This is a genomic window from Pseudomonas sp. Irchel s3b2 (assembly GCF_900187445.1).
Taxonomy (GTDB): domain Bacteria; phylum Pseudomonadota; class Gammaproteobacteria; order Pseudomonadales; family Pseudomonadaceae; genus Aquipseudomonas.
The window spans coordinates 15,538-34,182 of the sequence record NZ_FYEB01000017.1; the positions used below are offsets into that span (position 1 = coordinate 15,538).

The following is an 18,645-nucleotide window of genomic DNA, read 5'->3' on the forward strand; positions in this document are numbered from 1 at the left end:
CCTGGATCACCAGGCGGGGCTTTTTAGTGGCCGATGGAATCAGACGAGGGGTTTAGGCTCGTGCTCTTTTTCCTGGGCTTGCTCGTGTTGCTCTACCGCTTCCTGAACGGAGCGCGGTGCTTCGTCGATCACGGATTCAACCGGTTCGGCAGCGGCTTCAGCGGCTGGGGCAGGGGCTGCCTCGACAACTTCAGCAGCAACCGGTGCTGGCTCGGCAGCAGCCGGAGCAGCAGCGGCAGCCAGTTCGGCTTCCTTCTGCAGACGCTCTTCTTCACGCTTGCGACGACGTACTTCACGCGGGTCGTTCGGTGCGCGGCCACTTGGGGTCAGAGCGCTGACAGGGGCGGCTTCGGCCACCGGTGCAGCCTCTTCGGCAACAACCGGCGCTTCAACCACCGCTGGAGCAGGCTCGGCAGCAGCCACCACTGGCTCGGAAACCATGGCTTCTTCAGCGACTGGCGCTGGAGCTTCGACTGCTACAGGTGGCTCGGCAACCCAGTTGAACGCGGTTTGTTCTTCGCGAACTTCACGTACTGGTTCAGCCGGCGCTTCAACTACAGGCTCAGCGGATGCAGCAGGCTCGACAGCAACGGTAGGCTCAGCGGCAGCTTCAACTTCAGGCTGTGCTTCACGAACCGGTGCCACTTCGATTTCCGGAGCAGCGCTGACTTCTACTGGCGTGGTCGCTTCAACGACTGGCGCTTCAACCGGAGCAGTTTCCAGCGTGGCGGCAGTGGCGCGTTCAGCTTGCTCGTTGGCTTGTGCTTCGGCAGGCGCGCTGATCACGGAGCTGGCAACGGCTGCGGTAACAGCCAGGCCGGCGGCCAGATCGGCAGCGCTTGGCGCTTCGGCGTTTTCAGTCGATTCAGACTCTTCCGAACCTTCGATCACGTTGCCATTGGCATCGCGTTGACGCTCACGACGGTTGCTGCGACGACGCTGGCCACGGGAGCGGCGGCGTGGACGATCGCCTTCGGCGCCTTCCTGACCGTCTTCCTGCAGTTGCTCTTCGTTGGCTGGCAGCTCTTCTTCGGCAACGGCAGCAGTGGCTTGCTCGGTACGTGGCTGACGTTCTTCACGCGGTGGACGTGGAGCGCGTTCTTCACGTGGCTGACGGGCTGGACGCTCTTCAGCGTTGGCAGCGGCGGCAGGAGCGGCATCCAGAGGCTCGCGCAGTTCACGAACCGGGCGTTCTTCACGCTCGCCACGTGGCTTGCGATCTTCACGCGGGGCGCGCGGTGCACGTTCTTCGCGAGGGGCGCGTGGTGCGCGCTCTTCACGCGGAGCGCGTTCTTCACGGGCGACTGCTGGGGCTTCTTCGCGGGCTTCGCGTGGTTGACGCTCTTCGCGTGGCTCACGTGGTGCGCGTTCTTCACGCGGTGCACGTTCCTCACGAGGCTTGCGCTCTTCATCGCGGCGACCGTTACGGTTGCGGCTCTGCTGGCGGCCGTTGCGGCGCTCTTCGTTGCGGGCAGGGCGTTCGGTGACTGGCTTTTCAACCACCACCGGCGCAGCAGGCTCTTCCTTGGTCGCGAACAGGCTGACCAGCGACTTCACCAGACCTTTGAACAGGCTTGGCTCAGGCGCGGCGACCGGTACAGCAACAGGTGCGGCAGCGACAACTTCGGTCGGAACCGGAGCGTTGGCGCGGGCCGGAGCAGTCTTGACCGCTGCTTCCTGGCGAACCAGGGTGCGGGTCGCGGCGGCTGGCTGGACTTCTTCGACTTCGGCAGCGGCAGCCGCGATTTCGTAGCTGGACTGGTTGATGCTGGCTTCCGGGCTGTCATCGCGCAGACGCTGAACTTCGAAGTGCGGCGTTTCGAGGTGATCGTTCGGCAGAATGACGATGCGGGCACGGGTGCGCAGTTCGATCTTGGTGATCGAATTGCGTTTTTCGTTGAGCAGGAACGCAGCCACTGGAATCGGCACTTGGGCGCGAACTTCGGCGGTGCGGTCTTTCAGGGCTTCTTCTTCGATCAGGCGCAGGATCGCCAGCGACAGCGATTCAACGTCACGGATAATGCCGGTGCCGTTGCAACGCGGGCAGACGATGCCGCTGCTTTCGCCCAGCGATGGACGCAGGCGCTGACGGGACATTTCCAGCAGGCCGAAGCGCGAGATGCGACCGACTTGCACGCGAGCGCGGTCGGCTTCCAGGCATTCGCGGACTTTTTCTTCCACGGCGCGCTGGTTCTTGGCAGGGGTCATGTCGATGAAGTCGATGACGATCAGGCCGCCGATGTCACGCAGGCGTAACTGACGGGCGATTTCTTCGGCGGCTTCAAGGTTGGTCTGCAGTGCGGTTTCTTCGATGTCGCTGCCTTTGGTGGCGCGCGCCGAGTTGATGTCGATGGACACCAGGGCTTCGGTCGGATCGATAACGATGGAGCCGCCGGAAGGCAGTTCGACGACGCGCTGGAAGGCGGTTTCGATCTGGCTTTCGATCTGGAAACGGTTGAACAGCGGAACGCTGTCTTCGTACAGCTTGATCTTGCTGGCGTACTGCGGCATTACCTGGCGGATGAAGGTCAGGGCTTCGTCCTGGGCTTCAACGCTGTCGATCAGCACTTCGCCGATGTCCTGGCGCAGGTAATCGCGGATGGCGCGGATGATCACGTTGCTTTCCTGGTAGATCAGGAACGGCGCGGAGCGATCCAGCGAGGCTTCTTTGATTGCGGTCCACAGTTGCAGCAGGTAGTCGAGGTCCCACTGCATTTCTTCGCTGCTGCGGCCCAGGCCGGCAGTGCGAACGATCAGACCCATGTCGGCTGGGGCAACCAGGCCGTTCAGGGCTTCACGCAGTTCGTTGCGCTCTTCACCTTCGATGCGACGGGAAATACCGCCGGCACGTGGGTTGTTCGGCATCAGAACCAGGTAACGACCGGCCAGGCTGATGAAGGTGGTCAGGGCTGCGCCCTTGTTGCCACGTTCTTCTTTTTCGACCTGAACGATGACTTCCTGGCCTTCGCTCAGGACGTCCTTGATGTTGACGCGGCCTTCGGGGGCTTTCTTGAAGTATTCGCGGGAGATTTCTTTGAGGGGCAGGAAGCCGTGGCGCTCAGAGCCGAAATCGACAAAGGCAGCCTCAAGGCTTGGTTCGATGCGAGTAATCCGGCCTTTATAGATGTTGGCCTTCTTCTGCTCGCGTGCACCGGATTCGATATCCAGATCGTAGAGGCGCTGGCCATCTACCAGTGCAACACGCAACTCTTCGGGTTGAGTTGCGTTAATCAGCATTCTTTTCATGTAGTACCGTCGGTTTCCGGGCTGCCGGAAACGGCGTTCGGCACACACGACTTCTCATGGTCGGTGTCAGGTGCGTCGGGAATGGTTGGCCATTCCCGTGTCCAGCGAAGTCCGGCCAATGCGGGCCTTCATCGCGACGTACGCGTCCTGCTTGCTGTGGCTACTTAAGCACTCAGTCAGGAGGAGGAATCAACCGGCGGCTGTGGACGAGATGAAGCGTCTTGATAAAGCCTATTGCTACACAGTCCAGCGGTTGTGCATCTCCACCCTACACGTATCCCTGATAATTCGGGTGCTGCCGCGCGCAGAATCCGCAGCGGGTTGGCATTTACCGTGAGCTCCGAAGGGGGAGGTCACGCATCATGGCTAATTTAGGCGTTGTTTCCGAAGCGTTCGCTCGGGGTCGTTCGTAGCTGACTGCACTTTGTGAACTGGCCGTGAATATTTGCTCGCAAGGCGAGTGAAAACTCTGCTTTGCCGCATGATTCAGGCCTCATGTCACCTGCGCTCGTTACACCTGCAAACTCCACCGTTACGTAGCGAAAGCCCCGTAGGACGGCCTCGCGTCCTGGTGAATTGCGTTGGTCAGGGCCGGTTTTTGACCGTTGGTCCGCTGTCCAGGCCGCTTTTGGCGGCGTTCGCGACTATAGCAGCAATGATTAAGTGCTTCAATTCCATAAAAAATTGTTATCATCCGCGCCATGACGACTACTGCCCCTTCGACCCCAGGCGTACAACTGCTTGAGGTCTCGCCGGAATATGCCGGCCAACGTATTGATAACTTCCTTCTCGCTCGGCTCAAAGGCGTGCCCAAGACCTTGATTTACCGCATTTTGCGCAAAGGCGAAGTGCGAGTGAACAAGGGGCGGATCAAGCCCGAATACAAGCTGCAGGCGGGCGATATCGTGCGCGTGCCGCCGGTTCGCGTGCCTGAGCGCGACGAGCCCGTGCCGCTGGCCCAAGGTCTGCTGCAACGGCTCGAGGCCTCGATTGTCTATGAAGACAAGGCGCTGATTGTGGTCAACAAGCCTTGCGGCATTGCGGTTCATGGTGGCAGTGGCTTGACCTACGGTGTGATTGAAGCCTTTCGTCAGTTGCGTCCGGATTGCAAGGAGCTCGAACTGGTTCATCGTCTCGATCGTGATACCTCCGGCCTGCTGATGATTGCCAAAAAGCGCAGCATGTTGCGCCACTTGCACACGGCATTGCGCGGCGATGGCGTCGATAAGCGCTATATGGCCTTGGTGCGCGGCAACTGGGCGGCCTCGATCAAGCAAGTCCGTGCGCCGCTGGGCAAGAGCAATCTGCGCTCCGGCGAGCGCATGGTCGAGGTGGACGAGGAGGAGGGTAAGGAGTCTGTGACCGTGTTCAAGGTCCTGCGTCGTTTTGGCGACTTCGCTACCCTGATCGAAGCCAAGCCGATCACCGGCCGGACTCACCAGATTCGCGTCCATACTCTGCATGCGGGGCATTGCATCGCTGGTGATACCAAGTATGGCGATGAGGGTTTCAGCAAAGAGATTCGTGATCTGGGCGGCAAGCGCCTGTTTCTGCATGCCTACATGCTGACCGTGCCCCTGCCTGATGGTGGTGAGCTAAAGTTGCAAGCACCGGTCGACGAGATGTGGACCAAAACCGTGGAGCGATTGAGTGCGCCCATCTGATTACAAACTGCTGATTTTCGATTGGGATGGCACGCTCGCTGATTCCATTGGGCGAATTGTCGAGGCGATGCATGTTGCATCCGAGCGGTCCGGTTTTCAGTTGCGTGATGATTTTGCCGTCAAAGGCATTATCGGTCTGGGCTTGCCGGAAGCGATTCGCACGCTGTATCCCGAGATTGGCGACGCCGAGCTGATAGCGTTCCGTCAGCACTATGCGGATCACTACATTGCGTCGGAGGCCGTGCCTTCCCCGCTGTTTGAGGGGGTTGTCGAGTCCCTCGAAGCATTTCGTGTCGAGGGGTATCATCTGGCAGTAGCGACCGGCAAGGCTCGTCGTGGGCTGGATCGGGTGCTGAAGTCTCACGGCTGGGAAGATTATTTCGATATCACCCGTGCTGCTGACGAAACCGCCAGCAAACCCCATCCGCTGATGCTTGAGCAGATTCTCTCCCATTGCGAGGTGCGTCCGGAGCAGGCGCTGATGGTTGGCGATTCGTCGTTCGACCTGCAAATGGCGCGCAATGCGGGCATGGATTCGGTGGCGGTCAGCTACGGCGCTCAATCGATTGACGCATTGAAATTGTTCGAGCCGCGACTGGCCATCGATCGTTTTTCAGAATTGCATGCCTGGCTGAGTCAGCGGGCTTAACGGGTTTTTGCTGGGGTAAATGTCATGACCGACGAATGGAAGGCTCCCGCCAAGGCTGGCGCAGAGAGCAGTGACGAAAAAAGCTGGAAGCTGCTGGAAAAGACCCTGCTGGCGGGCGTGCAGGAGCAGCGCCGGTCCCGTCGCTGGGGGATCTTCTTCAAATCGCTGACCTTTTTGTACCTGTTCGGCGCGTTGATTTTGTTATCGCCCCTGATGGATATGGAGAAAAGCGCTACCCTCGGTTCCGGCTACACGGCGCTGATTGATATAACGGGCATGATTGCCGACAAAGAGCCGGCCAGTGCCGACAATATCGTCGGCGGTCTGCGCGCAGCCTTTGAGGACAAGAAGGTCAAGGGTGTTATTCTGCGGATCAACAGCCCGGGCGGCAGTCCGGTACAGTCGGGTTATGTCTACGACGAGATCCGTCGTTTGCGCGGCCTGCATCCGGATACCAAGGTTTACGCGGTAATCTCGGATCTGGGTGCTTCCGGTGCCTATTACATTGCTAGCGCCGCGGATCAGATCTACGCCGACAAGGCGAGCCTGGTGGGTTCCATCGGTGTGACAGCGGCCGGTTACGGTTTTGTCGGGACCATGGAGAAGTTGGGTGTGGAGCGTCGTACCTACACCTCTGGCGAGCACAAATCGTTCCTCGATCCGTTCCAGCCACAGAAACCCGCGGAAACCCAGTTCTGGCAGAGCGTGCTCGATACCACTCATCAGCAGTTCATCAGCAGTGTCAAGAAAGGGCGTGGTGATCGCCTGAAGGATAAAGAGCATCCGGAGCTGTTCTCCGGGCTGGTCTGGTCGGGTGAGCAGGCGCTGTCGCTGGGCTTGATCGATGGACTGGGCAATGCCAGTTCGGTTGCGCGTGATGTGATCGGCGAGAAAGAGCTGGTGGATTTCACGGTTGAGGAATCGCCATTCGATCGCTTCTCGAAAAAGCTCGGCGCCAGCGTGGCTGAGCATTTGGCGATGTGGATGGGCTTTCAAGGGCCTTCGCTACGCTAATCGCCTGGGCGCATAAAGAAACCGGCCTGTGTGGCCGGTTTTTTTGTGCGAGTGCGGTCTATGTAGCAGCTGGCGAAGCCTGCGTTCGAGCGCTACGCACTCGAACGCAGGCTTCGCCAGCTGCTACATAGGTACGGTTCAAGGGATTTTTACGTTTTCAGCCAGCAGCATATCGATCAGGCGAATCAACGGCAGGCCGATCAGGCTGGTAGCGTCAGGGCCTTCGGTGCTTTGAAATAGACTCACCCCCAACCCTTCGGCCTTGAAGCTGCCAGCGCAATCGTAGGGCTGTTCGGCGCGCAGGTAGCGTTCGATGCGCGCTGCCTCGAGTGTGCGCATGTGTACGGTAAAGGGTACGCAGTCGACCTGGCAGTGGCCGGTCTGACTATTGAGCAGCGCCAGGCCGGTCAGGAAGGTCACGCTCGCACCGCTGGATGCCAGCAGTTGTTCGCGGGCCTTTTCGAAGGTGTGAGGCTTGCCGATAATCCGCTCGCCGAGTACCGCGACTTGATCCGAACCGATGATCAGATGGGCAGGATGACTGCCTGCAAGTGCGCGGGCTTTTTCTTCGGCGAGGCGCTTTACCAGTTCGGCGGCTGACTCGTCAGGTCGATGGCTTTCGTCGATATCCGGCGAACTGCACGTGAACGGCAGCTGCAAGCGGGCCAGCAATTCCCGGCGATAGGCCGAGCTTGAAGCAAGTAATAAAGGCAGCATGCGCATCTCCAAAGGGCAGGGGCGAATTCTAGCGCAGGCTCAAGTGACGGACAGGGCTGAATTTCCTTTGACATGGCCGGGGGCATCCCTATAATGCTGCGCCTATGTTGAATGACCCGATTCCACCTCACGTTGACCCGCGCAAATTGGCTGACCGTGGCACCACCCTTCAAGGTGAACTGCTGCTGGCCGATTTGGAGAGACTCTGCGACCCGCTTTCCGATACTGTCGGTACGGTGCAGGCTAAATTCGTTTTTGAACGAGATGAACGTAAATCTGTGGTGATTCACAGCTTTATCGACACCGAAGTCAAAATGGTTTGCCAGCGTTGTCTTGAGCTGGTCACCCTGCCGATCCATAGCGAATGCAGTTATGCTGTGGTGAAGGAGGGTGCGAATACCCAGTCGTTGCCGAAAGGTTATGACGTGCTGGAACTGGGCGAAGATCCTTTGGATCTGCAGTCACTGATCGAGGAGGAGCTTCTGCTCGCCTTGCCCATTGTGCCTGCTCATCATCCGGAAGAATGCCAGCAGCCGGCGGGTCTCGATGAGCCCGAACCGAGCGAGGACGAGGTAACGCGGTCCAACCCGTTCAGTGTATTGGCGCAGTTAAAGCGTGACCCAAACGTTTAGGAGTTAATCAATTATGGCTGTTCAGCAGAACAAAAAATCCCGCTCTGCCCGTGACATGCGTCGTTCGCACGACGCTCTCGAGGCTAGCACCCTGTCTGTAGAAAAAACCACCGGTGAAGTTCACCTGCGTCACCACGTATCGCCAGAAGGCGTATACCGTGGTCGTAAAGTGATCGACAAGGGCGCTGACGAGTAATCCTTGTCCGCTCAAGTCATCGCGATTGACGCAATGGGCGGGGACTTCGGTCCCCGCAGCATTGTTCAGGCCAGCCTTGCTTGTCTGTCTGCTACACCTTCGCTGCACCTGACCCTCGTCGGTCAACCCTCCCTTCTTGAAGAATTGATTGCCAGCCATTCGGCTGTGGATCGCGCGCGTCTGTCGATTACGCCGGCGTCCGAAGTCATCGGCATGGACGAAAAGCCTGCCCAGGCCTTGCGTGGCAAGCCTGATTCGTCGATGCGCGTGGCGCTGGAGTTGCTGCGCGATGGCAAGGTCCAGGCCTGCGTCAGTGCTGGTAACACCGGTGCGCTGATGGCGTTGTCACGGTTTGTGCTCAAGACCTTGCCGGGCATCGATCGGCCCGCAATGATCGCGGCTATTCCGACGCAGAAGGGCTACTGCCAGTTGCTCGACCTGGGTGCCAACGTCGATTGCAGCGCCGAACATCTGTTGCAGTTTGCGGTGATGGGCTCGGTGGCTGCGCAAACCCTGGGTATCGTTCGCCCCCGGGTGGCGTTGCTGAATATCGGTACTGAAGACATCAAGGGTAATCAACAGGTCAAGCTGGCGGCGACTCTGCTGCAAAACGCACGTGGCCTGAACTACATCGGGTTTGTCGAAGGTGACGGTTTATACCGCGGCGAGGCGGATGTGGTGGTGTGTGACGGCTTTGTCGGCAATATCCTGCTCAAGTCCAGCGAAGGCCTGGCGACCATGATTGCCGGGCGCATTGAGGCGTTATTCAGGAAAAATTTCGCGTCAAAAGTGGTGGGCGCTCTAGCGCTACCGCTGATGAAACGCTTGCAGGCCGAACTGTCGCCGGCACGACATAACGGCGCAAGTTTCCTCGGTTTGCAGGGAATTGTCGTGAAAAGCCACGGTTCGGCGGGGGTGCAGGGTTTTCAGAGTGCGATTCAGCGCGCGTTGATCGAGATCCAGGAAAACCTGCCGGAACGGCTTCATGGGCGCCTGGAAGATTTGTTGCCTTAGGTGTTTTCGTCGGACAATGCTTAAATGTGACCGCTCAGTTCAATGGGCCATCCAACTGTGAGTTTCTTGCGTTCCACAAACGGGACGTCAAATCTCCGACGACAAGATCATTAGGGGCTTGTTACATGTCTGCTTCCCTCGCATTCGTCTTTCCAGGACAGGGTTCGCAGTCCCTCGGCATGCTGGCCGATTTGGGCGCGCAACATCCGGTGATCCTCGAAACATTCAAAGAAGCTTCCGATGCTCTGGGTTACGACCTGTGGGCACTGACCCAACAAGGTCCGGAAGAGCAACTCAATCAAACCGATAAAACCCAGCCGGCCATTCTGACCGCCTCGATCGCCTTGTGGCGTTTGTGGCTGGCTGAAGGCGGTGCGCGTCCGGCTTATGTGGCCGGTCACAGCCTGGGTGAATACAGCGCCCTGGTGGCTGCGGGTAGTCTGAGCCTGGGCGACGCGGTGAAACTGGTAGAGCGTCGCGGTCAGTTGATGCAGGAAGCCGTTCCAGCCGGGCAGGGCGGCATGGCTGCCATTCTCGGTCTGGACGATGCTGACGTACTGGCAGCCTGTGCCGAAGCGGCGCAAGGCGAAGTGGTCAGTGCGGTCAACTTCAACTCCCCGGGTCAGGTGGTTATCGCTGGCGCCAAAGCGGCGGTCGAGCGCGCCATCGAAGGCTGCAAGGCGCGTGGTGCCAAGCGCGCCATGCCATTGCCGGTCAGCGTGCCGTCCCACTGCGAATTGATGCGTCCGGCCGCCGAACGGTTCGCCGAGTCGATCGCCGCGATCGACTGGCAGGCACCGCAGATCCCTGTGGTACAGAACGTCAGCGCTAGCGTGCCGGCCGATCTGGAAACCCTCAAGCGCGATCTGCTTGAACAGCTCTACAAGCCTGTACGCTGGGTCGAGTCGGTCCAGGCGCTGGCTGCCAAGGGCGCGACCGAACTGGTCGAATGCGGCCCTGGCAAAGTACTTGCCGGTTTGAACAAGCGTTGCGCCGAAGGCGTGTCCACCTCTAACCTCAATACCCCAGACGCTTTCGCTGCCGCCCGTGCAGCGTTGGCCTGAACAAGGAGAAGCTTGCATGAGTCTGCAAGGTAAAGTTGCACTGGTCACCGGTGCCAGTCGTGGTATCGGCCAGGCTATCGCTCTGGAATTGGGTCGTCAGGGTGCCATTGTCGTTGGCACTGCGACTTCCGCTTCGGGGGCCGAGCGTATCGCTGCTACCCTGAAAGAAAATGGTATTCAGGGCACTGGTCTGGAACTCAATGTCACCAGCGACGAGTCCGTAGCCGCCGTGCTGGCGAGCATTCAGGAGCAATTCGGTGCGCCGGCGATCCTGGTCAATAATGCCGGTATCACCCGCGATAACCTGATGATGCGCATGAAAGATGACGAGTGGCATGACGTCGTCGATACCAATCTGAACAGTCTGTTCCGCCTGTCCAAAGGCGTTTTGCGTGGCATGACCAAAGCCCGTTGGGGACGAATTATCAGTATTGGCTCGGTTGTGGGTGCCATGGGCAACGCAGGCCAAGTAAACTACGCAGCCGCCAAGGCCGGTCTGGAAGGTTTCAGCCGTGCACTGGCGCGTGAAGTCGGTTCGCGTTCGATTACGGTAAACTCGGTGGCCCCTGGGTTCATTGACACCGATATGACCCGTGAACTGCCCGAGGCGCAGCGTGAAGCCTTGCAGACGCAGATTCCGCTGGGTCGTCTGGGGCAAGCTCAAGAGATCGCGTCTGTGGTCGCTTTTCTTGCATCCGACGGTGCGGCTTACGTTACTGGGGCTACAATCCCGGTGAACGGCGGGATGTACATGAGTTAAATGTGACGGATTGCTTCAAAAAAATGTCATACGAGCTGTCTAAAATCCGTTATAAAGCTGCAATCTATTTATAGACAGAGGGTCGCTGGGTTTGAGGAGTGAAGCTTTCAGTTGAAAAACTGAAAAGTCTTTCTATACACTTACCCACCGGCCAGCTGCCTGAATTTGTCCATTAGGAGTGAAAACAAGGTATGAGCACCATCGAAGAGCGCGTCAAGAAAATCGTTGCCGAGCAACTGGGCGTTAAAGAAGAAGAAGTGGTCAACACTGCTTCCTTCGTTGAAGACTTGGGTGCCGACTCCCTTGACACCGTTGAGCTGGTGATGGCTCTGGAAGAGGAATTCGAGACCGAAATCCCTGACGAAGAAGCTGAGAAGATCACTACTGTACAAGCAGCAATCGACTACGTTACCAGCCATCAGGCGTAATAGTTTTTAGTCGTCGCTCGCTGTCATGGAAAAACCGCACTGCCATCATGGCGTGCGGTTTTTTCTTTAGGCCTGATGCAAAGTCGTCATTTGAAAAAGGAGAGTGCTGTGTCGCGTAGACGCGTCGTAGTCACCGGTATGGGTATGTTGTCGCCACTGGGCACGGATGTGCCGAGCAGCTGGCAGGGCATTCTGGCTGGCCGCAGTGGCATTGGTCTGATCGAACACACCGACCTTTCTGCCTATTCCACCCGTTTTGGCGGCTCGGTAAAGGGCTTCAATGTCGAGGAATACCTGTCGGTCAAGGAAGCTCGCAAACTCGACCTGTTCATTCAATACGGTCTGGCTGCAGGTTTTCAAGCCGTGCGTAACGCAGGTCTTGAGGTCACCGACGCTAACCGCGAGCGGATTGGCGTGGCCATGGGCTCGGGTATTGGCGGTCTGACCAATATCGAAGAAACCAGCCGCACGCTGCATGATTCCGGCCCACGACGGATTTCTCCGTTTTTCGTGCCTGGCTCGATCATCAATATGATTTCTGGTTTCCTGTCCATCCATCTGGGGGCACAGGGACCTAACTACGCCATCGCCACGGCGTGTACCACCGGTACGCACTGCATCGGCATGGCGGCACGCAACATCATGTACGACGAAGCCGACGTCATGATCGCCGGTGGTGCCGAGATGGCCGCGTGTGGTCTGGGCATGGGCGGCTTCGGTGCCTCCCGCGCACTGTCGACTCGCAACGACGAGCCTACCCGCGCCAGCCGTCCATGGGACAAGGGCCGTGATGGCTTCGTGCTGTCCGACGGCGCCGGCGCACTGGTTCTCGAAGAACTGGAACACGCCAAGGCCCGTGGTGCGACCATCTACGCCGAGCTGATCGGTTTCGGCACCAGTGGCGATGCTTATCACATGACCTCGCCCCCGGCCGATGGCGCGGGTGCTGCGCGTTGTATCACCAATGCCTTGCGCGATGCGAAGATCAATGGCGATCAGGTTCAGTACATCAACGCCCACGGCACTTCGACCTCGGCTGGCGACCTCGCCGAAGCCTGTGCGATCAAATCCGTGTTCGGCGATCACGCCTACAAGCTGGCGGTCAGTTCGACCAAGTCCATGACCGGTCACCTGTTGGGTGCGGCAGGTGCGGTCGAGGCGATTTTCAGTGTGCTGGCAATCAACAGCCAGGTAGCACCACCGACCATCAACCTTGATGAGCCGGACGAAGGTTGCGACCTCGATTTCGTACCCCACACCGCGCGTGGCATGGATATCGACGTGGTACTGTCCAACTCCTTCGGATTTGGCGGTACCAATGGCTCGCTGGTGTTCCGCCGGTTCGCTGACTGATGGACAGCTGGGTCGACGGTCAACCGGCTGACGCTTTGTCGCTGAAGGATCGCGGCCTGGCTTACGGTGATGGTCTGTTCGAGACCATCGCAGTCAAGGGCGGGCAGCCACTGTTGCTGGACCGGCATCTGTCGCGTCTGGCCGACGGATGTTCGCGCCTGGCGATTGCCACTGATCATGAATTGATCCGCGCGGAATTGCTGGCCTATGCCGCCGCGTTGGGCGAGGGCGTGCTCAAACTCATCCTCACCCGTGGCGACGGCCAGCGCGGTTATGCTGCCGATCCCTCGGTTCAGGCTCGACGCATTCTGCAAGGCAATCCTCCTGCTGTTTATCCGGCTGTTCATGCGAAGCAAGGTGTTCGCCTGTTTCCTTGTGCAACACGGCTTTCCAAACAACCATTGCTCGCCGGTCTCAAGCATCTGAATCGTCTGGAGCAGGTCATCGCCCGTTCCGAATGGCAGGACACCGAGCATGCCGAAGGCTTGATGCTGGATCAGGTCGGACGGGTTATCGAAGGTGTGTTCAGCAATCTGTTCCTGGTACGCGATGGTGTGCTGGTTACGGCTGATCTCAAACGCTGTGGCGTGGCGGGCGTGATGCGTGCCGAATTATTGTTTCAAGCCGAGTCATTGGGGATTCCCACGCAAATCACCGATATCACCCTCGAGCAGCTGCAATGGGCTGACGAGGTCTTTGTCTGCAACAGCGTGTATGGCGTTTGGCCGGTGCGCGCCTATGCCGCACTGAGCTGGCCGGTTGGGCCGCTCACCCGTAAACTCCAAACCATTGCTCGTGCGCTACTGGATGCTTGATTCGTGAGACGTAAATTCTTGCTGCTGCTGGAAACCGGATTGGTTCTGGCGGGGCTGTTCGCGGGCGCTTGCGCCTGGAAAATCGATTCGGCGCTGGAACAGCCGCTGAACATCGCCCAGGAAGAGCTGTTGGAGGTGCCCAAAGGCACGACGCCAAACCGCACCTTCCTTCGACTCGAAGCCGATGGCGTCATCAAAGACGCTTTCTGGCTGCGCGTGTATTGGCGCTTCAATCTGGCGAGGCAACCACTGCACAGCGGCGAGTACCGCATGGTGCCCGGTATGACAGTCAACGGGCTGATCGAACTGTGGAAGCGCGGGGAAATGGTGCAATACAGCCTGACGCTGGTCGAAGGCTGGAATTTCCATCAGGTCCGCGCAGCCTTGGCCAAGGATGAAAAGCTCGAGCAGACCCTCAACGGTCTGAGCGACAGTCAAGTGATGGACAAGCTCGGGCACAGCGGGATTTTTCCCGAAGGACGATTCTTCCCTGACACGTATCGTTTCGTGCGCGGCATGACCGATGTCGATCTGCTCAAGAAAGCTTACGACCGCCTCGATGAGGTTCTCGCCAAGGAATGGAACCAACGCGCTGCCGACGTACCCTACACCGAGCCCTATCAGGCGCTGATCATGGCCTCGCTGGTGGAAAAGGAAACCGGTGTGCCGCAGGAGCGTCGGCAGATCGCCGGCGTGTTCGTGCGGCGCATGGAGATGGGCATGTTGTTGCAGACTGATCCGACCGTGATTTATGGTCTGGGTGATCGTTACAACGGCAAGTTGACCCGCGCTCATCTCAGGGAGCCGACACCGTATAACACTTACATGATTGCTGGCCTGCCGCCGACGCCGATTGCGATGGTGGGGCGCGAAGCGATCCATGCGGCGCTGAACCCGGCGGACGGCAACAGCCTGTATTTTGTCGCGCGCGGTGATGGCAGCCATGTGTTCTCCGATGATCTGGATGCCCACAACAATGCGGTGCGGGAGTTCCAGATCAATCGACGTGCCGATTACCGGTCCAGCCCTGCGCCGACTGTTACGCCGTCGACGGAGGATACCCAGGCCCCGATCCCGGCAGCTTCGCCCGACACGGCGATCGAAGAAATGCCGCCAGTAGCGCCGCAAGATTCCGGGCAAGACTCTGTACAAGAGCAAGAACCGGCACAAGAACCTGCGCCAGCACCCGAAGCGGATGCGCCCGCGCCGCAAAGCCCGCAATGACTCTGACTAAGGACTGCCTGTGACTGGCTTGTTTATTACCCTGGAAGGCCCGGAAGGTGCCGGCAAGAGCACCAATCGCGAATACCTGGCCGAGCGTCTGCGCGCTGCCGGGATCGAGGTGGTGTTGACCCGGGAGCCCGGCGGCACGCCCCTGGCTGAGCGGATTCGCGACGTGCTGTTGGCGCCGGTCGATGAGGTCATGAACCCCGACACCGAGTTGCTGTTGGTGTTCGCCGCGCGAGCCCAGCATCTGGCCGAGGTGATCCGCCCGGCACTGGCCCGTGGCGCGGTGGTCCTGTGTGATCGTTTTACCGATTCGACCTATGCCTACCAGGGCGGTGGTCGCGGTTTGTCGCTGGAGCGCATCGCGACTCTCGAAACGTTCGTCCAGGGCGATCTGCGCCCCGACTTGACGTTGATCTTCGATCTGCCGGTGGAAGTGGGCCTGGCTCGCGCCAGTGCTCGCGGTCGGCTGGACCGCTTCGAGCTTGAAGGTCGAGCGTTTTTCGATGCAGTGCGCACTGCCTTCCTCAAGCGTGCCAAAGCGGATCCTGCGCGTTATGTCCTGGTGGATGCCGCTCAGCCGCTGGCACAGGTTCAGCAGTCTCTGGATACCTTATTGCCACGTCTGCTGGAGTTGAGTCGTGGCTGAAGCCTATCCGTGGCAGGACAGTCTCTGGCAGCAATTGGCCGGGCGTGCTCAGCACGCTCACGCCTACTTGCTACATGGCCCGGCTGGCATCGGCAAGCGTGCGCTGGCCGAGCGTCTGATGGCCCGTTTGTTGTGCCAGCGCCCGACCGTCGAGGGCGCCTGCGGTGAGTGCAAATCCTGCTTGCTGCTGAAGGCCGGCAGTCACCCCGATAACTACATCCTGGAGCCGGAAGAGGCGGACAAGGCGATCAAGGTAGATCAGGTTCGTGATCTGGTCAGCTTCGTGGTTCAGACCGCGCAGATGGGCGGTCGCAAAGTAGTGCTGATCGAGCCGGTCGAATCGATGAACATCAACGCCGCCAACGCCTTGCTCAAAAGCCTTGAAGAGCCGTCCGGCGATACCGTTTTGCTGCTGGTCAGCCACCAGACCAGCCGGTTGCTGCCAACCATCAAGAGTCGCTGCGTGCAGCAGGCCTGTCCGTTGCCGAGTGAGGCCATGAGTCTGGCCTGGCTGGCCAGCGCCTTGCCGGACTGCTCGGAAGAAGAGCGCATTGAACTGCTGACCCTTGCCGCCGGTTCGCCATTGGCCGCGGTCAAATTGCAGGCTCAGGGCGTGCGTGAACAGCGGGCGCTGGTGGTTGAAGGCGTGAAGAAGCTGCTCAAGCAGCAGCAGTCGCCGACGCAACTGGCCGAGGAGTGGAAAACCATTCCCATGTTGCTGCTATTCGACTGGTTCTGCGACTGGTCGAGCCTGATCCTGCGTTATCAATTGACTCAGGATGAAGCGGGGCTGGGGCTGGCAGACATGCGTAAGGTGATTCAATACCTGGCGCAGAAATCGGCACAGGACAAAGTCCTGAATATCCAGGACTGGATTCTCGCCCAGCGCCAGAAAGTGATGAGCAAAGCCAACCTTAATCCGGCGTTGTTGCTGGAGGCGCTGTTGGTGCAATGGGTATCCTTGCCTACCCAGAAGTGACTCTCTAGGCCTAGACTCTGATCATCAGACAGTGGAGGTCAGCATGAACGAACCCATCAGTCCGGGGCCACGCAATGGCATTTTGTCCTTGACCATCAAGGACAGGGCCGTGCTTTACGCGGCCTACATGCCGTTCATCAAGAACGGTGGCCTGTTCATTCCGACCAACAAAAGCTACAAGTTGGGCGATGAGGTCTTCATGCTGCTGCACCTGATGGATGAACCGGAAAAGATTCCGGTCGCCGGCAAGGTCACCTGGATTACCCCCAAAGGTGCCCAAGGCAATCGCGCCGCCGGGGTTGGCGTGCAATTCAACGAAGGCGACAACACTGCGCGCAGTCGAATCGAAACCCATCTGGCCGGAGCGCTGAAGTCCGACCGTCCCACTCATACGATGTAAGTTGCAGCCCTTTTATGCTCGTAGATTCCCATTGTCACCTTGATCGCCTCGACCTCACCGCCCATGACGGCTCCCTGGATGCCGCGCTCGATGCGGCCCGTGCGCGCGGGGTAGGGCACTTTCTGTGTATTGGCGTCAGCGCCGATAACGCCGCCGACGTCAAAGCCCTGGCCGAACGTTACGACGATGTCGATTGTTCGGTCGGCGTGCATCCACTCGATGTGCAGCCGGGTGCCGCTCCGGCGCTGGATTGGCTGTTGCGCGAACTCAATCATCCGCGGGTGGTGGCGATTGGTGAAACCGGCCTGGATTACCATTACGAGCCGGAAGCGGCAGCGTTGCAGCAGGAATCGTTCCGTCTGCACCTGCAAGCGGCGGGGCAGACCGGCAAACCGGTGATCATCCATACCCGTGGCGCGCGGGCCGATACCCTTGAGCTGCTGCGCGAAGCGGCGCTGCCTCAGGCGGGTGTGCTGCATTGCTTCACCGAAGACTGGGAGATGGCCAAGGCTGCGCTGGACATGGGGTATTACATTTCCTTGTCAGGTATTGTCACTTTTCGCAATGCCGATGCCCTGCGGGATGTGGCCAGCAAGGTACCGGCTGAGCGGTTGCTGGTGGAAACCGACTCGCCGTACCTGGCGCCGATCCCTTATCGCGGCAAACCGAACCTGCCGCAGTACGTGCGTGAGGTAGCGGAATTTCTGGCAATGTTGCGAGGCGAGTCCTACGAGCGATTTGCCGAGCAGACCACCGAGAATTTCAAGCGTTTGTTCCCGTTGGCGCACGTCAGGACATCGGTGTAACGTTAGAAAAGATCGCAGCCTATGGGATTTTTGGCCGCTGAATCGCAGGCAAAAAAAACCCGGGTTCTGGGGGGTGAATCCGGGTTAAGACCATTAGGAGTAAAACAAAGGTACGCAGTCCTTTGGCACCTTCATCGGCGCGACACTTGGGGGAGATGCCTCGCCGACAGTTGAAGTATTGATCAGTATTGCGCCGAGTCCAGTTTAGCTGGTCGGGTTTTTAAACAAATTTGGAATACGTGCGCTTCGGTTGAGTTCTCATTCACCTGCGAGGTGGTGCGAATTCATCAAGAAACATATATATGGTCGGATGATCCGTGCATTTTGGCGTAAGTTAGGCATAATACGCGGCTTCGAATTTTGACCCCTACAGACCTTTTCTTATGCATAAAGAACCTCGTAAGGTCCGTGAGTTTCGTCGCCGCGAGCAAGAAATTCTCGATACCGCGCTCAAGCTGTTCCTCGAACAAGGTGAAGACAGTGTCACCGTCGAGATGATTGCTGATGCCGTCGGTATCGGCAAAGGCACGATCTACAAGCACTTCAAATCCAAGGCGGAGATCTATCTGCGTCTGATGCTCGATTACGAGCGCGATTTGAACGAGCTGTTGCATTCGGCCGATGTCGATAAGGACAAGGAAGCCCTGTCCCGGGCCTACTTCGAATTCCGCATGCGCGATCCGCAACGCTATCGGTTGTTCGATCGCCTGGAAGAAAAGGTGGTCAAGGGCAACCAAGTGCCGGAGATGGTCGAGGAGCTGCACAAGATCCGTGCCTCGAATTTCGAACGCCTGACCCTGCTGATCAAGGGCCGGATCAGCGAAGGCAAGCTCGAAGACGTGCCGCCATACTTCCATTACTGCGCGGCTTGGGCGCTGGTACACGGCGCCGTGGCGCTGTATCACTCGCCGTTCTGGAGCAACGTGCTGGAAGATCAGGAAGGTTTCTTCCAGTTCTTGATGGACATCGGCGTGCGCATGGGCAACAAGCGCAAGCGCGATACCGACACGCCGAGCAACTGAATCCGTCAGT

19 protein-coding genes are annotated in these 18,645 nt (G+C 58.8%); 17 read left to right on the forward strand and 2 right to left on the reverse strand.

Going from position 1 to position 18,645, the window contains the following annotated elements:
* Positions 1-39: 39 nt before the first annotated feature.
* Positions 40-3,246 carry a ribonuclease E gene (gene rne / locus CKW20_RS25140; RefSeq protein WP_095055300.1) on the reverse strand — a complete coding sequence of 1,069 codons (3,207 nt, stop codon included), beginning with the start codon at positions 3,244-3,246 and terminating at the stop codon, positions 40-42.
* 701 nt (positions 3,247-3,947) lie between these two features.
* On the opposite strand from rne, the gene rluC reads away from it, so the two are divergent.
* Genes rluC through sppA form a run of 3 tightly spaced genes read left to right on the forward strand, consistent with a single transcriptional unit; the run spans position 3,948 to position 6,573 of the window.
* Positions 3,948-4,910, forward strand: a complete 963-nt coding sequence (rluC, locus tag CKW20_RS25145; RefSeq protein ID WP_095055301.1) for a 23S rRNA pseudouridine(955/2504/2580) synthase RluC — start codon at positions 3,948-3,950, stop codon at positions 4,908-4,910.
* Positions 4,897-5,559: an HAD-IA family hydrolase gene (locus CKW20_RS25150; protein WP_095055302.1), complete on the forward strand. Its 663-nt coding sequence runs from the start codon at positions 4,897-4,899 to the stop codon at positions 5,557-5,559. Before rluC ends, CKW20_RS25150 begins: the two co-directional genes overlap by 14 nt.
* A gap of 24 nt (positions 5,560-5,583) precedes the next feature.
* The gene (sppA, locus tag CKW20_RS25155; RefSeq protein ID WP_095055303.1) at positions 5,584-6,573 is read left to right on the forward strand and encodes a signal peptide peptidase SppA; all 990 of its coding nucleotides are present in this window, start codon (positions 5,584-5,586) and stop codon (positions 6,571-6,573) included.
* A 138-nt stretch (positions 6,574-6,711) separates the two neighbouring features.
* On the opposite strand, the gene CKW20_RS25160 is transcribed toward sppA, so the two are convergent.
* The gene (locus tag CKW20_RS25160) at positions 6,712-7,290 is read right to left on the reverse strand and encodes a nucleoside triphosphate pyrophosphatase (protein WP_095055304.1); all 579 of its coding nucleotides are present in this window, start codon (positions 7,288-7,290) and stop codon (positions 6,712-6,714) included.
* Between the two features lie 104 nt (positions 7,291-7,394).
* Here CKW20_RS25160 and CKW20_RS25165 point away from each other — a divergent pair, with 104 nt between their 5' ends.
* From CKW20_RS25165 to CKW20_RS25230, 14 genes are all read left to right on the forward strand, one after another.
* Positions 7,395-7,922 (forward strand): YceD family protein, encoded by a 528-nt coding sequence (locus CKW20_RS25165; protein WP_004371317.1) that lies wholly within the window; start codon positions 7,395-7,397, stop codon positions 7,920-7,922.
* A gap of 13 nt (positions 7,923-7,935) precedes the next feature.
* On the forward strand, positions 7,936-8,118 hold the full coding sequence (gene rpmF, locus CKW20_RS25170) for a 50S ribosomal protein L32 (RefSeq protein ID WP_003179396.1): 183 nt from the start codon (positions 7,936-7,938) through the stop codon (positions 8,116-8,118).
* Positions 8,119-8,121: 3 nt separating this feature from the next.
* Positions 8,122-9,132, forward strand: coding sequence for a phosphate acyltransferase PlsX (gene plsX, locus CKW20_RS25175; protein ID WP_095055305.1), 1,011 nt, complete (start codon positions 8,122-8,124; stop codon positions 9,130-9,132).
* Positions 9,133-9,257: 125 nt separating this feature from the next.
* Entirely contained in the window at positions 9,258-10,196 is a 939-nt protein-coding gene (gene fabD / locus CKW20_RS25180) for an ACP S-malonyltransferase (protein ID WP_095055306.1), read from the forward strand.
* Between the two features lie 16 nt (positions 10,197-10,212).
* Positions 10,213-10,956, forward strand: coding sequence for a 3-oxoacyl-ACP reductase FabG (gene fabG, locus CKW20_RS25185; RefSeq protein ID WP_007942004.1), 744 nt, complete (start codon positions 10,213-10,215; stop codon positions 10,954-10,956).
* A gap of 191 nt (positions 10,957-11,147) precedes the next feature.
* Positions 11,148-11,384, forward strand: a complete 237-nt coding sequence (gene acpP, locus CKW20_RS25190) for an acyl carrier protein (RefSeq protein WP_003175607.1) — start codon at positions 11,148-11,150, stop codon at positions 11,382-11,384.
* A 108-nt stretch (positions 11,385-11,492) separates the two neighbouring features.
* Entirely contained in the window at positions 11,493-12,737 is a 1,245-nt protein-coding gene (gene fabF, locus CKW20_RS25195; RefSeq protein ID WP_052964851.1) for a beta-ketoacyl-ACP synthase II, read from the forward strand.
* The gene (gene pabC, locus CKW20_RS25200) at positions 12,737-13,552 is read left to right on the forward strand and encodes an aminodeoxychorismate lyase (protein WP_095055307.1); all 816 of its coding nucleotides are present in this window, start codon (positions 12,737-12,739) and stop codon (positions 13,550-13,552) included. The genes fabF and pabC overlap by 1 nt, the downstream gene beginning before the upstream one ends.
* 3 nt (positions 13,553-13,555) lie before the next feature.
* Entirely contained in the window at positions 13,556-14,776 is a 1,221-nt protein-coding gene (gene mltG / locus CKW20_RS25205; RefSeq protein ID WP_095055308.1) for an endolytic transglycosylase MltG, read from the forward strand.
* Between the two features lie 19 nt (positions 14,777-14,795).
* Positions 14,796-15,428 (forward strand): dTMP kinase, encoded by a 633-nt coding sequence (gene tmk, locus CKW20_RS25210; protein WP_095055309.1) that lies wholly within the window; start codon positions 14,796-14,798, stop codon positions 15,426-15,428.
* Positions 15,421-16,407, forward strand: coding sequence for a DNA polymerase III subunit delta' (locus CKW20_RS25215; protein WP_095055310.1), 987 nt, complete (start codon positions 15,421-15,423; stop codon positions 16,405-16,407). Before tmk ends, CKW20_RS25215 begins: the two co-directional genes overlap by 8 nt.
* A 43-nt stretch (positions 16,408-16,450) precedes the next feature.
* Entirely contained in the window at positions 16,451-16,807 is a 357-nt protein-coding gene (locus CKW20_RS25220; RefSeq protein ID WP_008014345.1) for a PilZ domain-containing protein, read from the forward strand.
* A gap of 14 nt (positions 16,808-16,821) precedes the next feature.
* Entirely contained in the window at positions 16,822-17,613 is a 792-nt protein-coding gene (locus CKW20_RS25225; protein ID WP_095055311.1) for a TatD family hydrolase, read from the forward strand.
* A gap of 383 nt (positions 17,614-17,996) precedes the next feature.
* Positions 17,997-18,635: a TetR/AcrR family transcriptional regulator gene (locus CKW20_RS25230; RefSeq protein WP_007903981.1), complete on the forward strand. Its 639-nt coding sequence runs from the start codon at positions 17,997-17,999 to the stop codon at positions 18,633-18,635.
* Positions 18,636-18,645 lie beyond the last annotated feature (10 nt).

Excerpts from the sequence above, each read along its gene's own strand:
- rne (WP_095055300.1), bottom strand. The coding sequence starts at position 3,246 with ATGAAAAGAATGCTGATTAACGCAACTCAACCCGAAGAGTTGCGTGTT.
- rluC (WP_095055301.1), top strand. The coding sequence starts at position 3,948 with ATGACGACTACTGCCCCTTCGACCCCAGGCGTACAACTGCTTGAGGTC.
- sppA (WP_095055303.1), top strand. The coding sequence starts at position 5,584 with ATGACCGACGAATGGAAGGCTCCCGCCAAGGCTGGCGCAGAGAGCAGT.
- CKW20_RS25160 (WP_095055304.1), bottom strand. The coding sequence starts at position 7,290 with ATGCTGCCTTTATTACTTGCTTCAAGCTCGGCCTATCGCCGGGAATTG.
- CKW20_RS25165 (WP_004371317.1), top strand. The coding sequence starts at position 7,395 with ATGTTGAATGACCCGATTCCACCTCACGTTGACCCGCGCAAATTGGCT.
- rpmF (WP_003179396.1), top strand. The coding sequence starts at position 7,936 with ATGGCTGTTCAGCAGAACAAAAAATCCCGCTCTGCCCGTGACATGCGT.
- fabD (WP_095055306.1), top strand. The coding sequence starts at position 9,258 with ATGTCTGCTTCCCTCGCATTCGTCTTTCCAGGACAGGGTTCGCAGTCC.
- fabG (WP_007942004.1), top strand. The coding sequence starts at position 10,213 with ATGAGTCTGCAAGGTAAAGTTGCACTGGTCACCGGTGCCAGTCGTGGT.
- acpP (WP_003175607.1), top strand. The coding sequence starts at position 11,148 with ATGAGCACCATCGAAGAGCGCGTCAAGAAAATCGTTGCCGAGCAACTG.
- pabC (WP_095055307.1), top strand. The coding sequence starts at position 12,737 with ATGGACAGCTGGGTCGACGGTCAACCGGCTGACGCTTTGTCGCTGAAG.
- CKW20_RS25220 (WP_008014345.1), top strand. The coding sequence starts at position 16,451 with ATGAACGAACCCATCAGTCCGGGGCCACGCAATGGCATTTTGTCCTTG.
- CKW20_RS25225 (WP_095055311.1), top strand. The coding sequence starts at position 16,822 with ATGCTCGTAGATTCCCATTGTCACCTTGATCGCCTCGACCTCACCGCC.
- CKW20_RS25230 (WP_007903981.1), top strand. The coding sequence starts at position 17,997 with ATGCATAAAGAACCTCGTAAGGTCCGTGAGTTTCGTCGCCGCGAGCAA.